The following is a 17,937-nucleotide window of genomic DNA, read 5'->3' as shown; positions in this document are numbered from 1 at the left end:
CTACCCTGCGGCCGCTTGTGCGATCATGACTGGCAATCCGGGCCGGAACCGTACACATCCTTGCGGTCGTGCGCGGGCACGGCCATCGGTACGGAGAAAGGTTTGGGTGTGGCACCAGTCTACCGTGCCCATCCCCGCCGAGGCGGTCCTCGTCCTGTCGATCGGGTGTGAGTTCCATCGCCTGCCGCCCTCTCCCGGGCCGCCGGTGCGAACCGATAGGCTGGTGTGTGCGCCACGGCAGCCGGCCGTCGGCCCAACGAAGACCAAGGAGAAAACGTGGCACAGTCCAAGCTCGATGCCGTCATCGCCCTCGCCAAGCGCAGAGGATTCGTCTTCCAGGCGGGGGAGATCTACGGCGGTTCCCGCTCGGCGTGGGACTACGGCCCGCTCGGCGTCGAACTCAAGGACAACATCAAGTCCCAGTGGTGGCAGACCTTCGTCCGCGGTCGTGAGGACGTCGTCGGCCTCGACTCCTCGATCATCCTGCCCAAGCGGGTGTGGGAAGCGTCGGGCCATGTCGAGACCTTCGTCGACCCGCTCGTCGAATGCCTCCACTGCCACCACCGTCACCGTGAGGACCACCTCGTCGAGGCGTACGTCGCCAAGCACGGGAAGTCCCCGGAGAACGGCATGGCCGACATCGTCTGCCCCGACTGCGGCACCCGCGGCCAGTGGACCGAGCCCCAGCAGTTCTCGGGACTCGTCAAGACCTTCCTCGGCCCCGTCGACTCCGAAGCGGGCCTGCACTACCTGCGTCCGGAGACCGCCCAGGGCATCTTCGTCAACTTCAACAACGTGCTCACCGCCTCCCGGAAGAAGCCGCCGTTCGGCATCGGCCAGATCGGCAAGTCCTTCCGCAACGAGATCACCCCGGGCAACTTCATCTTCCGCACCCGCGAGTTCGAGCAGATGGAGCTCGAGTACTTCGTCCACCCCGACGATGCTCCCGCGCTCTTCGACGAATGGGTCGAGGACTGCTGGAACTGGTTCCTCGGCCTGGGGCTGAGCGAGGAGAACTTGCGCCGCTTCGACGTGCCCGAGGACGAGCGCGCCCACTACTCGGCCGGCACGATCGACATCGAGTACCGCTTCGGCTTCCAGGGATCGGAGTGGGGCGAGCTCATGGGCGTGGCCAACCGCACCGACTACGACCTGAGCACCCACACCGAGGCGTCGGGGGCGAAGCTGCAGTACTTCGACCAGGCCAGCGGGGACCGCTACACCCCGTACGTCATCGAGCCCGCGTTCGGTCTCACCCGGTCGATGATGGCCTTCCTCATCGACGCCTACACCGAGGACGAGGCGCCGAACACGAAGGGCGGCACCGACACCCGCATCGTGCTCAAGCTCGACCCGCGCCTCGCCCCGGTCAAGGCCGCCGTGCTGCCGCTGAGCCGCAACGAGAAGCTCACCCCTGAGGCGAAGGCCCTGGCTGCGCGGCTGCGGGGACGCTGGAACATCGACTTCGACGACGCCGGGGCGATCGGCCGCCGCTACCGTCGTCAGGACGAGATCGGCACGCCCCTGTGCATCACGTACGACTTCGACTCCCTCGACGACGGCGCGGTGACGATCCGCAAGCGCGACGACATGAGCCAGGAGCGCGTGAGCCTCGACCGGGTCGAGTCCTACCTCGCCGACCACCTCGGCGGCGTCTGAGGCACGGCTCACCTGAGCACCGGTCGCACGGCACGGCAGGCCCGCCGATGCTGTGCGACCACCTCGGCGGCGTCTGAGTCACTGAGCACCGACGCCGGCTGAGTCACTGAGCACCGACGACAACGGCCCCGACACGACAGTGTCGGGGCCGAAGTCATCGCCAGGAGGCGAGGATCAGAACATCGTCCAGGCTTCCTGGAGGACGCCGCGGATGATCTGCTCCATCTCGTCGAACTCCTTCTGACCGACGGTCAGCGGGGGCGAGAGCTGGATGACCGGGTCGCCACGGTCGTCGGCGCGGCAGTAGAGGCCGTTCTCGTACATCTTCGCCGAGACGAAGTTCTTGAGGATGCGCTCCGACTCCTCTTCGGTGAAGGACTCCTTGGTGTCCTTGTCCTTGACGAGTTCGATGCCGTAGAAGAAGCCCTCACCGCGGACGTCGCCGACGATCGGGAGGTCCTTGAGCTTCTCGAGGGTGAACTTGAACGCACCGGCGTTCTCGTGCACGTGGTCGTTGAGCTTCTCGTTCTCGAAGACGTCGAAGTTCGCCATCGCGGCAGCACAGGCGACGGGGTGTCCGCCGAAGGTGTAGCCGTGGTAGAACGTCGCGTCGCCGCCGGGGCCGAAGGGCTCGAAGAGGCGGTCCGAGGCGATCATCGCACCGAGCGGGGCGTAACCGGAGGTGATGCCCTTCGCCGAGGTGATGATGTCGGGGACGTAGCCGAAGTCGTTGCATGCGAACATGTCGCCGATGCGGCCGTAGGCGCAGATGGTCTCGTCGGAGACGAGGAGGACGTCGTTCTCGTCGCAGATCTCGCGCACCCGCTCGAAGTATCCGGGGGGCGGCGGGAAGCAGCCGCCGGAGTTCTGCACGGGCTCGAGGAAGACAGCTGCGACGGAGTCGGCGCCTTCGAACTCGATCGCCTCGGCGATGCGGTCGGCGGCCCAGCGGCCGAAGGCCTTCTCATCGTGCGCGTACGGTTCGGGTGCACGGTAGAAGTTCGTGTTGGGGACCTTGTGGGCACCGGGGACGAGGGGAGCGAACTGCTCGCGCAGGCCCGGCAGCGAGGTCACGGACAGGGCGCCGTGCGGGGTGCCGTGGTAGGCGGTGGCGCGGGAGATGATCTTGTGCTTGCCGGGCTTGCCGGTGAGCTTGAAGTAGTTCTTCGCCAGCTTCATCGCCGACTCGACGGAGTCGCCGCCGCCGGAGGTGAGGAACACGCGGTTGAGGTCGCCGGGGGCGTAGGAGGCCAGACGCTCGGAGAGGTCGATCGCCTGCGGGTGCGCGAACGACCACAGCGGCATGAAGGGCAGCTTGAGGGTCTGGTCGTACATCGCCTTCGCGATCTCCTCGCGACCGTGGCCCACCTGGACGGTGAACAGACCGGCGAGGCCGTCGATGTAGCGCTTGCCCTGGTCGTCGAAGATGTAGTGGCCCTCGCCACGGGTGATGATCGGCGCCTGTCCGCCGTTGAACAGGGCCTGGTGTGGGCTCATGTGCATCCACACGTTGTTGCGCACGGCCTCCTGATACGGAGTGCCGGCTGTGGTGACGTTGTCGGTCATCGTGTCCCCCAATTGTATTTTTGCTTTTCGAGTGAGAGGTACATGAAGAGCTCCGTGTCGACGACGGCGTCGATCGACCGGAGTTCCTCGTTGACGAATTCGATGAGGTGTCGATCCGATTCGCAGACGATCTCCACCAGGAGGTCGAACGACCCCGCGGTGACGACGAGGTAATCGATCTCGTCGTACCCGTGCAGTCTGTCGGCGACCTTGGAGATGTCTCCTCGGACCTTCACTCCCACCATGGCCTGTCGGGCGAATCCGAGACTGAGCGGGTCGGTCACGGCCACGATCTCCATCACGCCGGATTCGATGAGCCGTGACACCCGCTGTCGCACGGCCGCCTCGGAGAGTCCCACGGACTTCCCGATGGCGGAGTAGGACTTGCGTCCGTCGTGCTGGAGTTCGACGATGATCGCCTTGGACTTCTCGTCGAGGTTGCCCAGGCGGTGATTGCTGACGCTCGGCAGCGAGTGGGCCATTCTTCACCTCCGTGATGTGAGTCTCAGATCAATCTACCATCGAATCAGTAGGAATGCGTAGTCCTCTGTGCGGATTCAGTTGATTCTCATGAAAATTCATTCTGTATTCGTCACAGCGGGGCTTGTCGGGCGGTTCGTGTGCCGTTCCTCGCCGAGGCGGCGGTCATTGACACCGTGTGAGCGGCGTCACGAGACTGAGGGCATGGACGAGGGGGAGATGTTCGCCGGCCGCGTAGGCAGCCGGGCGGAGGTGCAGGGGATGCGACCGGGTGCCGACCAGGGCGGCGCCGGCGCCGAGGTGAGCGCGCGGCCGGAACCGCGCCCCGGCGACATCGACACGATCGGTGCGCGCAGCCTCGGGTTCGCGCCCGAGGAGTACCTCGCGCGGATCTCAGCGGTCCGCGGTCGGATGCGCGATCAGGGGCTCTCGGCGCTCATCGTCACCGATCCGGCGAATATTTACTACCTCACCGGCTACAACGCGTGGTCCTTCTACACCCCGCAGCTGCTCTTCGTCCCCGCCTCGGGTCCGCTCACCCTCTTCATGCGGGATATGGACGCCCGCGGGGCGAGCCACACCTCGTGGCTGCCGCCCGAGGACATCGTCGGCTATCCCGAACGCTATGTGCAGCGCCCCCATATCCACCCCTTCGACTGGGTGGCGTTCGCGCTGAGACAGCGGTGGGAGGTCGCGCGGGCCTCGACCTCGCCGGTGGGAGTCGAGATGGACTCCCACTTCTTCTCCCCACGGGCCTTCCGCGCCCTCGTCAACGGGGTGCCCGAGTGGCGGCTCGTCGACTCGTTCGAGCTCGTCAACTGGATCCGGGCGATCAAGTCCCCGGCAGAGATCGCCCTCATGCGCAGGGCCGCCGAGGTGACGACCGAGGCGATGGACGCGGCTCTGTCGACGATCGGAGAAGGGGTCGGTCAGCACGAGGTGGCGGCGGCGATCACCACAGCCCAGACCCGCGGACGCGGGGAGTCGTGGGGTGACTATCCGGCGATCGTGCCGCTCATGCCCACCGGCGAGAGCGCGGACACCCCGCATCTGAGCTGGACCGACCGTGTGTTCGCCGCCGATGAGTCGGTGAGCATCGAACTCGCCGGTGTCCACCGCAGGTATCACGTCCCCTTGGCGCGCACCGCCGTGATCGGGCGTCCGAAGCAGGAGCTCGTCCGGCTCGAGGGGGTTGTCGCCGAGGCGCTCGCTGCGGTTCTCGAGTCGGCTGCCCCGGGTGTGCCGACGGCCGAGCTCGCCCGCACCTGGAATCGGATGCTCGCTCTCCACGGCCTCGAGAAGCCGAGCCGCCTGGGATACTCCATCGGCATCGGCTACCCGCCGGACTGGGGTGAGCGGACGATCTCCATCCGCACCGAGGACGACCAGATCCTTCAGGCGGGCATGACCTTCCACCTCATCTGCGGAATGTGGATGAACGGCTACGGCTATGAGCTCTCGGAGTCGATCCTCATCACCGACTCGGGTGTCGAGACCTTCACGGACTTCCCGCGGGAGCTCATCCGCCTCTGAGCCGGCATCCGACCGGCGAGAGCGACGATCTGGCCGACCACCTCGGCGGGGGATTGAGTCGCCATCATCGGCAGGGCGAGGACGTAGCGGGTGAAGATCGTACCGACGATGACGACGGCGAGCCGCCGGGCGGCGGTGCGACCGACCGCCTCGGCGAGGGCACCGAAGACGGTCCGCTCGAGGTAGCGGCTGAGCAGCTGGGCCCGGGCACCGTCGGTCGCCAGCTCCCTGGCGAACGCGACGAGGCGGGGGCCGTGGACGGGATGTTCCCACACCGTGACGATGCCCTCGGCAAGGGCGCGGACGTCGAGGCTGCCGTGCTCGGTCGCCGCGGTCACGACGTGGTGCGGGGCGACGGTGAGCGCGAGGGCCGCGATGAGGAGCTCGTCCTTCGATCCGAAGTGATAATTGACCAGCGAGTGGCTCAGGCCTGCCTCTTCTGCGATCTGACGAGCGGTGATCGTCGCCGGATGGCCGTCGGCAAGCAGCCGCTGAGCAGCGGCGACGAGACTCTGCCGGGCATTCGACGATCCCGAGGGCCGACCCGGTCGTTTATTGACCATGGTGGCATTGTCCCATCGCGCGGGCGCAGTCTGAAGCCATGAAGGCACAGCGGAGCGAACAGGATCAGGCGGTCACCGGCGACGCTTCGGGGCGACTCGGCGCGGCGGCGGACACGGACTGCATCGTGGTCGGCGGCGGTCCCGCCGGACTCGTCTGCGGGCTCGTGCTCGCCCGTCTCGGGGTGAGGGTCACAGTGGTGGAGAAGCACGATGACTTCCTCCGCGACTTCCGCGGCGACACCATCCATCCCTCGACTCAGGACCTGTTGGCCGAGCTCGGCCTCCTCGACGAGTTCCTCACCCTGCCGCATGCGGACATGCCCCGCGTGAGGCTGCGGTGGAACGATGAGGAGTTCGTGCTCGCGGACTTCTCGCGGCTGCCGACTCGGCGCCGGGCGATCAGCTTCATGCCGCAGTGGGAGTTCCTCGATCTCATCGCCCGCGCCGGCGAGCGCGAGCCGACGTTCACCCTGCTGCGCAGCACCGAGGTCATCGACGTCCTCCGGGCGGGAGAGCAGATCGTCGGGGTCCGCACGCGATCGTCAGCAGGGGAGGAGACCCTGCGGGCACGCCTGGTCATCGCGGCCGACGGTCGGGATTCGACCGTGCGGGACGCGGCGGGTCTGCACCCCCGGCGGCTGGCGACGGCGATGGACGTGCTCTGGTTCCGCGTGCCGAAGGCCAATGCGGAGTCCCTCCCGTTCGGGCAGGCCGGCGCCGGTCTTCTCATCGCCATCGACCGCGGAGAGTACTTCCAGGTCGCCAACGCGATCACGGCAGGCACCTGGGTCCCGTCGGAGGGGGCGGTTTCAGCCCTGCGGGGTCGAGTCGGTCGGACCTCGCCGCAGCTGCGGGAGCGGATGGAGCGCGTTGGGCTTGAGGATGTCAGGCTCCTGCGAGTGAGGTTGGAGCGGCTGCGGGCCTGGTACGCCCCCGGGATGCTGTGCATCGGAGACGCCGCCCATGCCATGTCACCGGCCGGGGGAGTCGGCATCAACCTCGCCATCCAGGACGCCGTCGCCGCGGCTCGCATCCTCGGACCGGGCCTGCGCACGGGTGCACCGACGGTCGCACAGCTGCGGCGAGTGCAGAGGCGGCGGGCGTGGCCGGCGGCGGTCATCCAGTGGATCCAACTGCGGATCCAACCGGTGCTCCTCGCCGATCGCCCCGACTCGCGTCCGCCTCTGCCCCTGCGTCTCGTCGCCCGGTTCCCAGCGTTCGCCCACGTGCCCGGACGCATCATCGGCATGGGGATCCGCCCAGAACACGTCGACGCTGAGGCCAGGCGCCGTGTCCGCAGGCAGTGACGGCGATGGCAGGGGGACGCCGACGCTGCTGGCGACGCCGACGGGGCGGTGGCGGCCCTGGCAACTGGCAGAGTTGCGCTGGAAGGGACGACCGCCTCGGCGAGGGGAGAGGCGAATCGCAGCCCTCAGGGGTCGCGCGATGAACCACCCGTGGACTGGTAGGACGTGCGGCTGCACGTAGGCGCTGCGGAGTGGCGGGTGGTCTGTGAGGCTGCGGGTGGTGTGTGCGGTCGCGGATTGGACGTGCCGCTGCGGGTGGTGTGTGTGTGGGGTGCAGGTGGTGTGTGCGGCAGGGGAGTCGAGTGGGGAGGTCAGGCGAGGAACTGCAGCCAGAGTCCGATGGCCAGGGCGTTGATCGTGACGATGGCGAATGCGCGGCCGAGCACCCACGAGCCGTCACGCGGATGCGCACCGATCCCGCCGGCGAGCTGCACCGACATCGCCACCCGCGGGGGAGCGGCGAGGGCGGCGAAGGAGCCGGCGACGTTGCCGGCGGCGACGACCGTCATCGCTGAGGCGCCGGAGGCCTCGGCCACCGAGGAGAGAGTGCCGGCGAACATCGCGTTGCTGCCCGTGTTCGACCCGGTGAGCACGGCTCCGGCCGCAGTCAGCCAGGGTGTCACGAGGAGGAGTCCGGCCGGGACGAGCGTGCCGATCGCATCGCTCATCCCGCTCGTCGTCATCACCCAGCCCATGAGCATGAACGCCGCCGTCGCCGCCCCGATCGGCACCCATGCCCGTGCCGCTGACCCGATGACCTGACGCAGCGATGGGTTCGCCGAGGTGGCCGACCCGTTTCCGTCGTCCGTCCTCGGTGCCTCTGAAGCATCCGGTGCGCTCGGTGGGGACGGGGAATCAGCCAGATCGGACCCTTCGGCGCTCGCCGCCGGACCCGGCGCGGGTCGAGGTGCGACGAGGACCGCGACAACGCAGGCGATCGCGAGCCAGAACGGCGGCGAGGCGAGGACTGCGGTGACCGGGGACGGGGCGATGGCGAGGACCTCGCGGGCGAGCAGGATGCCGACGGTCAGTGTTCCGTAGGGCAGCACGGCGCGGCCGAGCGCACGGTCGACGCCCCGGAACCTGCTCCGAATCGACAGCGGCAGGCCGAGACCGACGATGACGATGAGCGAACCGACGATCCCCGCCGGCGCCATGCCGAGCACGACGTTCGCAAGGAGGATCCCCGCCCACAGCAGCGCCGCCGCTGCTGCGATGCCGACGGCGCTGAGCAAGCGCGGCCGGGCGATGAGCAGGACAGCGACAAGCACGACGGTCACAGGGATCGCATTCACCCAACCCGTCGCCAGACCGAGCGCATCGACGTCGAGGTCGGACAGTGCCGCCGCGACCGTCGTGCCCGGGCCGAGCGCGCCCCACGGCACGGCGATGAGGCCGAGGAGACCGAGAAGCGCAGAATGCCGGATCGAATAGCCGAGATGCCGCAGGATCGGCACCCCGATGGTCACACCGATCCCGAAGCCCGTGACGGATTCGGCGAACGGCACGATCCCGAACACGACGAGCGCGGCACCGAGCGAGCGGCTCGGCACGGTCGCCTCGACCCAGCCGGAGAGCGCATGCATCGCCCCGGTGACCTCGAGGATCGCGGCGAGCAGCATGCCGAAGAGGAGGATGAGCCCGACCTCGAGGACGAGCGGAAGATAGTCCGGGGCAGCGGAGGCGAAGACGGAAAGCGGCGTGGGGAACACCGCGAGCACGCAGACGACCGACCCGAGCAGGCCTGCCGTCGCCGACACCCAGGTGGGAGTCCTGAACGCAAGCAGGACGATCGCGAGCACGAGGGGGGAGAGCGCAAGGACACCGAACATTTTCGCTCTTCATGGATCGAAATCTACTATCTGAGAATACACTAGGATGGAGGCATGGCGAAGTCAGAGGACCCGGGGGCACGGGTGTTCGGCGCGCGGGTCAGAGCCCGCCGTCGGCACAGCAGCCTCACGCTCAACGAACTCGCCGCCCGCGCCGGAATCTCCCGTGCGGCCCTGTCGAAGATCGAACGTGGGGAGCAGGACACCTCCGTGTCCAATGCGATGGGGCTCTCCCGCGCCCTCGGCGTCGATGTCGGCGAACTCCTCGCCGAACCTGAGGTCGTCATCACCCCGAGCGAATCGATCCTCGCCCTGTCCAGCTACGGCCCGGGCACGTGGCGCCGCGACCTCCCCTCGCCGACGGAGAACATGGAGGTCATCCACTACTCGCTCGACCCGCGCAGCGAGACCACGGCGATCGCCGCCCACCGTTCGGGGGCCCGTGAGACCTTCTACGTCCTCTCCGGCATCGTCGAGATCGTCACGATCGACCGGCGCACCACGCTGCGCGCCGGTGACTGCGCCCAGGCACCCGGTGACGTGCCGCACCAGGTCGCCAACCCGGGCGATCGCCCTGCCGAACTCATGCTCATCATCGTCTGATGCCGCACCGCCGTTCCTCAGCGCCGTCGGTCACGACGTCGCTCACTCGTCCACGTCGCAGGCCGGCACGCACCGTGGTCGCGCTCGCCCTCACAGCAGTGCTCACCGTCGGTGTCGCTGGCTGCTCGAAACCCGGAGGCATGCCCTCGCTCGCCGAGGCGGATGCGGCGGTGCGGGAGATCCAAGACGCCTACCCCGGCATCGACGAGCTCTCCGACGACGAGTCGACCGCGGAGGCCGACGAGTCGACCGCAGAGGCCGAGGTGTCCTCCGAGGCCGATCCTGACGCAGCCGCCGCCGATGCCGGGGCTGAGTCCGACTCGGCTCCAGAATCCAGTCCCGAACCCGGCGCCGAATCCGACCCCGACACTGCCGAAGACCCGAGCGAGAACGGCACGACCGTCGTCCTCGACGACGAGTCCCGCCTCTCGAAGCCGGTGCCCGCGGCCGACGCTGCGGCGTGGGACGCGGTCGTGGGCACCGTCCCGGGCGATGTCCTGGACGCCGTGACGGAGGTGCGGTTCTTCACCGACGGTGCCGGCGGCGACCTGGCCGCGGTCGAGCCCACCGGTGCCTCCGACGGCGGCTGGCGGATGCTCTTGGACACGACCGACAGCGACCCCGACGACCCGGAGTTCATCCGCACGATCGTCCACGAGGCCTTCCACATCGTCACCCTCGGCGACAGTGCCTTCACCGCGGCATCCAAGCGCTCCTGCCCGACCCTATATGTCGATGAAGGATGCTTCGCCGAGGACGCCGTGCTCTTCGACTTCTGGTCCCGGTTCTGGTCCCCGCAGGCCACGGCCGACCCCGAGTTCGTCAACAGCTACGCGGAGACCGACGTCGTCGAGGACGCGTCCGAGAGCTTCACCCAGTTCGTCCTCTCACAGAGCCGGGACATGTCCGCGCCGAAGGTCGCGATGTTCGCCGAGCGCCCCGAACTCGTCAATCTGCGCGCGAGATTCGCGGAGAACATCCGGGCGAATCTGCCCGGGAAGGGTTGACGCACGGACCGCCCCTCGGGCATCCTTGTCGGGTCCCATTCCCGACGAAGGACACACCTGAGATGAAGTGACACCTCATTTCCGCACCCGCGGGCGATTCGGCCCCGCACATGTTCAGCGTGCACGAAATGAGGTCACTGATGCCTTCTGCCATCACCATCTCCGGACTCGGATACCGCCTCGGCGACGACACCGAGATCCTCTCCGGTCTCACGGCCACGATCCCGACGGGCACCGTCGGACTCGTCGGCGACAACGGGATCGGGAAATCCACACTCGCCGGCATCATCGCCGGCACCCTCACCCCGACCACGGGCACCGTCACCGGTGCCGAGGCAACCGTCCACATCGACCAGCTCCTCCCGCACCGGGATGCTCCCGTCGCGGCCGCCCTCGGCATCACCGGGATCCGCTCCGCCCTGCTGCGCGCGCTCTCCGGCGGCGCCGACGAGGCTGACTTCGAGATCATCGGTGAGGACTGGGACATCGAGGAGAGGGCCCTGTCCGCTCTCGCCGAGGTGGGGCTCGGTCTCGAGACCGCCGACCTCGATCGGGGGCTGAGGACCTTCTCCGGCGGTGAGGCGATGCGCATCGGCCTCGCCCGGGCGGCGATGGTCGGCTCCTCGTGGCTCATCCTCGACGAACCGAGCAACAACCTCGACGGCATCGGTCGCCGGCTTCTGAGCGAACTCCTGCAGCGGCGGACGGGCCCGACGCTCATCATCTCCCACGACCGGGACCTCCTCGAGACGGTGGACGCGATCGTCGAGATGACCGATGAGCTGCGGGTCTACGGCGGTGCGTACACCGCCTACGTGGCGATGGTCGCGGCCGAAGAGGAGGCCAAACGGGCTCGACTCACCGAGGCGAAGAAGACCCATGCCATCGAGAAGCGGCAGCGCATCGAGCTCGAGACCGCCTTGGCGCGCGCCGACCGGAAGGCGGCCAAGGACACGGCGAACAAACGACGGCCGAAGATCGTCATGAACGGACTGAGCGACTTCGCTCAGAAGTCGGCGGCGAAGCGTCGCGGTGACAAAGCCGCCGACGAGGCCCGGGCCGAGGCGAACGTGCAGTCGGCGAAGGACGCCCTGCGCCGGGACTCCTCGATCACCCTCCACCTGCCCGAGACCATGGTCCACGCGGGCAAGCGGGTGCTCGAGGTCGACACCGAGGGCCTCGAGCGGCCGTGGACGATCGTCGGTCCCGAGCGGATCCGATTGACCGGCCCGAACGGCGCCGGGAAGTCGAGTCTGCTTGCAGCGATCCGGGGGCGCCTCGAACCCGGAGTGCCCGTCGCCGAGCTCTTCCCCGGGCTGAGCACCGCCGTCCACGTGCCCATCGCCCACCTCGACCAGCAGTACCGTCTGCCGGCCGAGGCCAGTGTCATGGACGCCGTCCGTGACCCGAACCCGGGGCTGGAGAAGCACCGCGGCCACGAGGTGCTCGCCGCGATGGGCCTGCGGGCAGGACGGACCGAGCAGCGCTGCGGGACGCTCTCGGGCGGGGAGCGGTTCCGGGTGGCCCTGGCCGCATCACTGCTCGCCGATCCGGCCCCGCAGCTGCTCATCCTCGACGAACCGGGCAACAACCTCGACGTCGCCTCCCAGCGGGCGCTCACCTCGGCGCTCGAGGGATACGGGGGAGCGATGCTGCTCGTCACCCACGACGACCGGCTCGCAGCCGACCTCGGGGTCGGCACCGAGTGGGACGTCCGCGAACTCCGAGGCGGCAGCGACTCCGCCGCTGGCAGCAACCACGCAGAGCCTGCGTATGGCAGCAGCGCGCTTGCGGACGAGGCCGGGTCACACGAGGGGGTGACCCTGTGACCGGCGGGAGGTCCCCCTGTGACGGCCGGGAGGCAAGCACTGTGAGGCAGGGAACGGCCGGGGCGGTATCCGATTTGCCAGCCTTTGGGATAATGGGACGGTGAGTGTCATCAGCGAATCCACGTCCCCGGCCGTCAAGCCTCTGCGCATCGGTCCCATCGAGCTGTCCTCCCCGGTCGTGCTCGCCCCCATGGCCGGGATCACGAACACCGCGTTCCGCAGGCTGTGCCGCGAATACGGTGCCGGCCTCTACGTCACCGAGATGGTCACCTCGCGGGCGCTCGTCGAACGCAGCCCGAAGAGCATGCGGATCATCCACCACGAGCCGTACGAGACCCCGCGCTCCGTCCAGCTCTACGGCGTCGACCCTGTGACGATCGGGCAGGCCGTGCGCATGCTCGTCGACGAGGACCGCGCCGACCACATCGACCTCAACTTCGGCTGCCCCGTGCCCAAGGTCACCCGCAAGGGCGGAGGATCGGCTCTGCCGTGGAAGCAGGACCTCTTCACCTCGATCGTCACCACCGCCGTCCGGGAGGCCGACCGCGGGGGCATCCCGCTGACGGTGAAGATGCGCAAGGGCATCGACGCCGACCACCACACGTACCTCGACGCGGGCGAGACCGCGCGCAACGCCGGGGTCGCGGCGATCGCCCTGCACGGTCGCACGACCGCGGACCTCTACTCGGGAACCGCGGATTGGGACGCGATCGCCCGCCTCAAGGACCACCTCGGCGACACTGTGCCCGTGCTCGGCAACGGGGACATCTTCTCCGCCGAGGATGCCCTGGAGATGATGGCGCGCACCGGCTGCGACGGCGTCGTCATCGGTCGCGGCTGCCAGGGACGGCCGTGGCTCTTCGGGGACCTCGCGAACGCGCTGAACGGCAGTGCGGAGCGCCACCGCCCCGGGCTGACCGAGGTGGCCCGTGCCGTGCGCCTGCACGGGGAGTACCTCGTCGACTACTACGGCGAGGAGTTCTACGGGGTGCGCGACCTGCGCAAGCACATCGCGTGGTACTTCAAGGGCTACCCGGTCGGCGGCGACCTCCGCAGCCGGCTCGCGATGGTCTCCTCCCTCGCCGAACTCGACGGTCTGCTGAACGAACTCGACGACGCTCCCTACCCGGGTGAGGCCGCCGAAGGCTCCAGAGGTCGCACCACCCGTCCGAAGCGGCCCCACCTGCCCGAGGGCTGGCTCGACTCCCGTGTCTTCGACTTAAGCGGCACCGCGCTGCTCGCCGAGGCCGAACTCGACATCTCCGGAGGATGAGCATGCCCACCGAGACCTCTGCCCGCATCGCCCAGGCCTCCGGGCTCGTCGCCGACTACACGCCGCGCGACGAAGAGCGCTGGGTCATCGAGCCGGCGAAGAACCCGCGCCGTTCGGCGTTCCAGCGCGACCGCGCCCGTGTCCTCCACTCCTCGGGGCTGCGGCGCCTCGGCGCGAAGACCCAAGTCGTCTCGCCTGGCACCGACGACTTCGTCCGCACCCGGCTCACCCATTCCCTCGAGGTCGCCCAGGTGGGACGCGAACTCGCCCGCTACCTCGGCTGCGACCCCGACATCGTCGACACCGCATGCCTGAGCCACGACCTCGGGCACCCGCCCTTCGGCCATCACGGGGAGACCGTGCTCGACAAGCTCTGCGCCGACATCGGCGGCTTCGAAGGCAACGCGCAGACCCTGCGGCTGGTCACCCGCATCGAACCGAAGGTGCTCGCCCCCGACGGTCGCCCGGCCGGACTCAACCTCACCCGCGCGAGCCTCGACGCCCTGACGAAGTACCCGTGGCCCCGGGCCGAGGCATCTGCCGGCCGCCGGGATTCGGGGGTGCGGAAGTTCGGGGTCTACGACGACGACATCGCCGTGTTCGACTTCTACCGCGCCGGTGTCGAGAACGGCCGCCGGTGCCTTGAGGCCCAGGTCATGGATCTGGCCGACGACATCTCGTACTCCGTCCACGACGTCGAGGACGCGATCGTCGCAGGTCACCTCCGCCTCGGCGAATTCACCGATGAGGTCCGCCGGCTCGAACTCTTCGAGATCACCCGGCAGTGGTACCTGCCCGAGACCGACGACGCGGAGATGGACAGGGCGCTCACCCGCCTCCAGGCCGCCGCGTACTGGCCGAAGGACGACTTCGACGGGTCCCGGCGTACCCAGGCCGCGCTCAAGCACATGACGAGCCAGCTCATCGGCCGCTTCGTCGGTGCCGCGGAGGCAGCGACCCGGGAGGAGTACGGCTGGGAACCGCTCAACCGGTATGCCGCCTCCCTCGTCGTGCCCGAGTCGACGGCCGTCGAGATCGCCGTGCTCAAGGGCATGGCGACCCTGACCGTCATGGTCGCCGAGGACCGCCTGCGCCTCCACGAGATCCAGGAGACCGTCATCACCGCGCTCGCAGAGTGGTACCAGGACCATCCGGACAGGCTCGATCCGATGTTCGCAGCCGACCATGCGGAGGCCTCCGGCGATGCGGCGCGCCTGCGGGTCATCGCCGACCAGATCGCGTCGCTGACGGACCATTCGGCGTGGACGCTCTACCACCGGATCCAAGCGGGGACGGGAGACCGTCTCTAGACCATGGCCGGACTCATCAAGCGCGAGGACATCGACGAACTGCGCTCGCGCACGCGCATCGACGAGGTCGTCGGGGAGTTCGTCACCCTCAAGACCGCGGGCATCGGCTCGCTCAAGGGACTGTGCCCGTTCCACGACGAGAAGACCCCGTCGTTCACGGTCCGCCCGCAGGTGGGCATGTACCACTGCTTCGGCTGCGGGGAGTCCGGCGACGTCTTCACGTTCCTCCAGAAGGTCGAGCAGCTCAGCTTCGTCGAAGCCGTCGAGATGCTCGCCGGACGGGTCGGGATGCACCTGCGCTACGAGGACGGGAAGGGCCCCGACCGGGAGCAGGCGAGCCGGCGGCAGCGTCTGCTCGAGATGCACGAGGTCGCCCAGCGGTTCTTCGCGCAGGCGCTGACCGAGGAGGCCGGTGGGATCGCGCGGGACTTCCTCGCGAAGAAGGGATTCCCGCCCGCGGACACCGCCCGCTTCGACGTCGGCTTCGCCCCGAAGTCATGGGATGCGCTCACCGGTCACCTGCGCCGGGCCGGATTCACCGACGAGGAGATCCTCGCCGCCGGGCTGGCCAGCGAGGGGAACCGGGGGATCTACGACCGGTTCCGCGGACGCGTGATGTGGCCGATCCGCGACCTCACGGGACGGACGATCGGCTTCGGCGCCAGGCGGCTCTTCGACGACGACCAGGGTCCGAAGTACCTCAACACCCCCGAGACCGCGCTCTATCACAAGAACCAGGTCCTCTACGGCCTCGACCTCGCCAAACGCGACATCGCGAAGTCCAAGCGCGTCGTCATCGTCGAAGGCTACACCGACGTCATGGCCGCGCATCTCTCCGGTGTCACGCAGGCAGTCGCGACGTGCGGTACGGCCTTCGGCGCCGAACACGTCAAGGTCGTGCGCCGTCTCATCGGCGATGACCCCACCGGTCAGGTGATCTTCACCTTCGACGGTGACGAGGCCGGTCAGAAGGCCGCGCTCAAGGCCTTCGAGTTCGACTCCGAATTCACCGCGCAGACCTTCGTCGCCGTCGAACCCTCCGGGCTCGACCCCAACGACCTGCGGGTGGACAAGGGCGATGCTGCCGTCCGCGAACTCGTCGACGAGCGCAAACCCCTCTTCGAGTTCGTCATCACCACCGCGATCGCCCAGTTCGACCTCGACACGGTCGAAGGCCGCATCGGCGCGGTCAATGCCGCGGCCGCCGTGCTCACCGGCATCCGCGACCGCACGAGTCTGAGCCACTACCACCGTTTCGTCGCCGGCCGCATCGGCGTCGACATCGCCGAGGTGGAGGCGGCGGTCAAGACCGCCCGCCGGCACCCGCGACCCCAGCAGTCCCGGTCGACCGGAACCGATCATCGTGGAGCGCAGGGTGCCGGCGGAGCTCCGTCTTCGCACGGCGGACAGCCGCGCGGAGGCACGGGTGCGGGCGGACCGAACGGCGGAGGACCGAGTTCAGGCGGTCCGAACGGCGGCGCCCCGAACGGTGGGAGGCCTCAGCAGAGCGGGCCCCACGTCGGCGGTGCGAACCGCGGCGGGGCGAATCGGAATGGTCAGAACCAGGGCGGGGGACCGGGCAACGGACCGGGCCCAGCCAGCCAGGGCACCGCGCCCGCACAGACCCCCGACCGGGCAGCCGGCGCTGATGAGCAGGGCATCGAATACGTCTACGACGAACGCCCCGACGTCTCGAACCTCTCGGCGCCGATCAGCCCAACGCGCCTGAAGACGGAGAAGGGCGCCCTCATGGTCGCCCTCCAGCATCCGGAGTTCGTCAACGCGAAGCTCTTCGACTCGCTCTCGGCCAACGCCTTCGAACACCCCGGCTACCGCCGCGTCCAAGCCGTGATCTCCGCGGCGGGCGGTCTGCGCACGGGTGCCGGGGACCCCGGACATTGGATCGAGTCCGTCATGGGCGCGGCTGATGAGGAACTCAAGCCCGCGATCGCTCAGCTCCTCGTCACCCCGTTGCCGGTGTCCGAAGGCGTGAGCGCTGAGAAGTTCGCGCAGGGCATCGTCGCGAAGCTCTTCGACTTCGACCTCGAACGCATCGCCAAGGAACTCCACTCGCGTCTGCAGCGGCAGTCCGCCTCCGACGCGGACGCGCAGACGGCGCTGCTGCGCCAGCTCCAGGTCCTCGAACAGCACCGCGTGAGGCTGCGCGAACTCATGATGTGACTCGGCCCGCCGCCCTCTGAGACCGGCGCACCCGACCGGCGCACCCCACCGGCTGCGTGAAATACTGCACAATTGCAATTTTGCAGTTGATGAAAACTTGCAGATGGTGCAAGATTGTCGGCATGGCCGAACACGAATCCCTGCGGACGAAGAAGGCGCGACAGACTCGCACCGCCCTCCATGAGGCGGCGATCACCCGTGTCCTCGACCAGGGACTCGACGCGGTCACCGTGGCGGCGATCGCCGCCGACGCCGGTGTCTCCCCGCGCACCTTCTTCAACTACTACCAGACGAAGGAAGATGCGATCGTCGGCCTCGACACCTCGAGCATCGACGCCCAGCTGGTGACCGACTACGTCGAATCCGACAACGGCATGGAGACCCTGGCCGAAGACACCGCGAACTTCGTCCGTGAGGCTCTCCTCGTCGGCACCGACCCGCGCCTGTCGACTAGGCGGCGGCAGCTCTTCGCCGCCTATCCGGAGCTCGTGACGAAGCGGTTCGAGCAGGTCGAAGCCCTCGAGGAGCTCGTCTCCGCGCATGTGCTCGCCCGGCTGCGCCACCTCGGGCAGGAGTTCTCCAGTGAGGACTCGGCGTGGCGAAGTGCGCGGATGCTCACCCAGATGTGCATGGTGCCGCTCCAGCACGCGGGACGCGTGGTCAAGCGGTCGCCCGACCTCGTTGCCGAGCCGGGCGGAACGAAGGACGTCTACGACGACTCCTTGGGGCTCTTCCTCAAGGTGCTCGACCGACTGCGATGAAAGCTGAGATGAGAAGCAACGAAGACTTCAGGA

At 68.5% G+C, this 17,937-nt stretch carries 14 protein-coding genes; 10 read left to right on the top strand and 4 right to left on the bottom strand.

The window, feature by feature from the left end:
* The first annotated feature begins 276 nt into the window (after positions 1-276).
* Positions 277-1,659, top strand: coding sequence for a glycine--tRNA ligase (locus AACX88_RS09795; protein WP_339392819.1), 1,383 nt, complete (start codon positions 277-279; stop codon positions 1,657-1,659).
* Positions 1,660-1,833: 174 nt separating this feature from the next.
* Here the strand turns inward: AACX88_RS09795 and AACX88_RS09790 are convergent, their stop codons facing one another.
* Complete coding sequence (locus AACX88_RS09790) at positions 1,834-3,225, bottom strand: aspartate aminotransferase family protein (RefSeq protein ID WP_339392818.1); 1,392 nt, start codon at positions 3,223-3,225, stop codon at positions 1,834-1,836.
* On the bottom strand, positions 3,222-3,707 hold the full coding sequence (locus AACX88_RS09785) for an Lrp/AsnC family transcriptional regulator (RefSeq protein ID WP_339392817.1): 486 nt from the start codon (positions 3,705-3,707) through the stop codon (positions 3,222-3,224). The genes AACX88_RS09790 and AACX88_RS09785 overlap by 4 nt, the downstream gene beginning before the upstream one ends.
* Before the next feature lie 202 nt (positions 3,708-3,909).
* Between AACX88_RS09785 and AACX88_RS09780 the strand changes: the two genes are divergently transcribed.
* Positions 3,910-5,238: a M24 family metallopeptidase gene (locus tag AACX88_RS09780; RefSeq protein ID WP_339392816.1), complete on the top strand. Its 1,329-nt coding sequence runs from the start codon at positions 3,910-3,912 to the stop codon at positions 5,236-5,238.
* Here AACX88_RS09780 and AACX88_RS09775 read toward each other — a convergent pair.
* Positions 5,154-5,801 carry a TetR/AcrR family transcriptional regulator gene (locus tag AACX88_RS09775; RefSeq protein WP_339392815.1) on the bottom strand — a complete coding sequence of 216 codons (648 nt, stop codon included), beginning with the start codon at positions 5,799-5,801 and terminating at the stop codon, positions 5,154-5,156. The genes AACX88_RS09780 and AACX88_RS09775 overlap by 85 nt on opposite strands.
* A gap of 38 nt (positions 5,802-5,839) precedes the next feature.
* Here AACX88_RS09775 and AACX88_RS09770 point away from each other — a divergent pair, with 38 nt between their 5' ends.
* The gene (locus AACX88_RS09770) at positions 5,840-7,108 is read left to right on the top strand and encodes an FAD-dependent oxidoreductase (protein ID WP_339392814.1); all 1,269 of its coding nucleotides are present in this window, start codon (positions 5,840-5,842) and stop codon (positions 7,106-7,108) included.
* Between the two features lie 311 nt (positions 7,109-7,419).
* On the opposite strand, the gene AACX88_RS09765 is transcribed toward AACX88_RS09770, so the two are convergent.
* Entirely contained in the window at positions 7,420-8,940 is a 1,521-nt protein-coding gene (locus AACX88_RS09765; RefSeq protein WP_339392813.1) for an L-lactate permease, read from the bottom strand.
* A 54-nt stretch (positions 8,941-8,994) separates the two neighbouring features.
* Between AACX88_RS09765 and AACX88_RS09760 the strand changes: the two genes are divergently transcribed.
* From AACX88_RS09760 to AACX88_RS09730, 7 genes are all read left to right on the top strand, one after another.
* Positions 8,995-9,543, top strand: coding sequence for a helix-turn-helix domain-containing protein (locus AACX88_RS09760; protein ID WP_339392812.1), 549 nt, complete (start codon positions 8,995-8,997; stop codon positions 9,541-9,543).
* Between the two features lie 140 nt (positions 9,544-9,683).
* The gene (locus AACX88_RS09755) at positions 9,684-10,550 is read left to right on the top strand and encodes a hypothetical protein (protein ID WP_339392811.1); all 867 of its coding nucleotides are present in this window, start codon (positions 9,684-9,686) and stop codon (positions 10,548-10,550) included.
* Between the two features lie 140 nt (positions 10,551-10,690).
* On the top strand, positions 10,691-12,379 hold the full coding sequence (locus AACX88_RS09750; protein WP_339392810.1) for an ATP-binding cassette domain-containing protein: 1,689 nt from the start codon (positions 10,691-10,693) through the stop codon (positions 12,377-12,379).
* Positions 12,380-12,488: 109 nt separating this feature from the next.
* Positions 12,489-13,652 (top strand): tRNA dihydrouridine synthase DusB, encoded by a 1,164-nt coding sequence (dusB, locus tag AACX88_RS09745; RefSeq protein WP_339392897.1) that lies wholly within the window; start codon positions 12,489-12,491, stop codon positions 13,650-13,652.
* Positions 13,653-13,654: 2 nt separating this feature from the next.
* The gene (locus AACX88_RS09740) at positions 13,655-14,962 is read left to right on the top strand and encodes a deoxyguanosinetriphosphate triphosphohydrolase (protein ID WP_339392809.1); all 1,308 of its coding nucleotides are present in this window, start codon (positions 13,655-13,657) and stop codon (positions 14,960-14,962) included.
* Between the two features lie 3 nt (positions 14,963-14,965).
* Entirely contained in the window at positions 14,966-17,143 is a 2,178-nt protein-coding gene (dnaG, locus tag AACX88_RS09735) for a DNA primase (RefSeq protein ID WP_339392808.1), read from the top strand.
* Positions 17,144-17,265: 122 nt separating this feature from the next.
* A complete protein-coding gene (locus tag AACX88_RS09730; RefSeq protein ID WP_339392807.1) occupies positions 17,266-17,904 on the top strand; it encodes a TetR/AcrR family transcriptional regulator in 639 nt (212 codons plus the stop codon).
* Positions 17,905-17,937 lie beyond the last annotated feature (33 nt).

The organism is Brevibacterium metallidurans (genome assembly GCF_037101285.1).
Taxonomy (GTDB): domain Bacteria; phylum Actinomycetota; class Actinomycetes; order Actinomycetales; family Brevibacteriaceae; genus Brevibacterium; species Brevibacterium metallidurans.
This window is presented reverse-complemented; position numbering and strand designations above follow the sequence as displayed.

Coding starts and splice junctions, on each gene's coding strand:
- AACX88_RS09750 (WP_339392810.1), top strand. CDS start 10,691: ATGCCTTCTGCCATCACCATCTCCGGACTCGGATACCGCCTCGGCGAC.
- AACX88_RS09770 (WP_339392814.1), top strand. CDS start 5,840: ATGAAGGCACAGCGGAGCGAACAGGATCAGGCGGTCACCGGCGACGCT.
- AACX88_RS09755 (WP_339392811.1), top strand. CDS start 9,684: ATGCCCTCGCTCGCCGAGGCGGATGCGGCGGTGCGGGAGATCCAAGAC.
- AACX88_RS09765 (WP_339392813.1), bottom strand. CDS start 8,940: ATGTTCGGTGTCCTTGCGCTCTCCCCCCTCGTGCTCGCGATCGTCCTG.
- AACX88_RS09790 (WP_339392818.1), bottom strand. CDS start 3,225: ATGACCGACAACGTCACCACAGCCGGCACTCCGTATCAGGAGGCCGTG.
- AACX88_RS09775 (WP_339392815.1), bottom strand. CDS start 5,801: ATGGTCAATAAACGACCGGGTCGGCCCTCGGGATCGTCGAATGCCCGG.
- AACX88_RS09760 (WP_339392812.1), top strand. CDS start 8,995: ATGGCGAAGTCAGAGGACCCGGGGGCACGGGTGTTCGGCGCGCGGGTC.
- AACX88_RS09785 (WP_339392817.1), bottom strand. CDS start 3,707: ATGGCCCACTCGCTGCCGAGCGTCAGCAATCACCGCCTGGGCAACCTC.
- dnaG (WP_339392808.1), top strand. CDS start 14,966: ATGGCCGGACTCATCAAGCGCGAGGACATCGACGAACTGCGCTCGCGC.
- AACX88_RS09730 (WP_339392807.1), top strand. CDS start 17,266: ATGGCCGAACACGAATCCCTGCGGACGAAGAAGGCGCGACAGACTCGC.
- AACX88_RS09780 (WP_339392816.1), top strand. CDS start 3,910: ATGGACGAGGGGGAGATGTTCGCCGGCCGCGTAGGCAGCCGGGCGGAG.
- AACX88_RS09740 (WP_339392809.1), top strand. CDS start 13,655: ATGCCCACCGAGACCTCTGCCCGCATCGCCCAGGCCTCCGGGCTCGTC.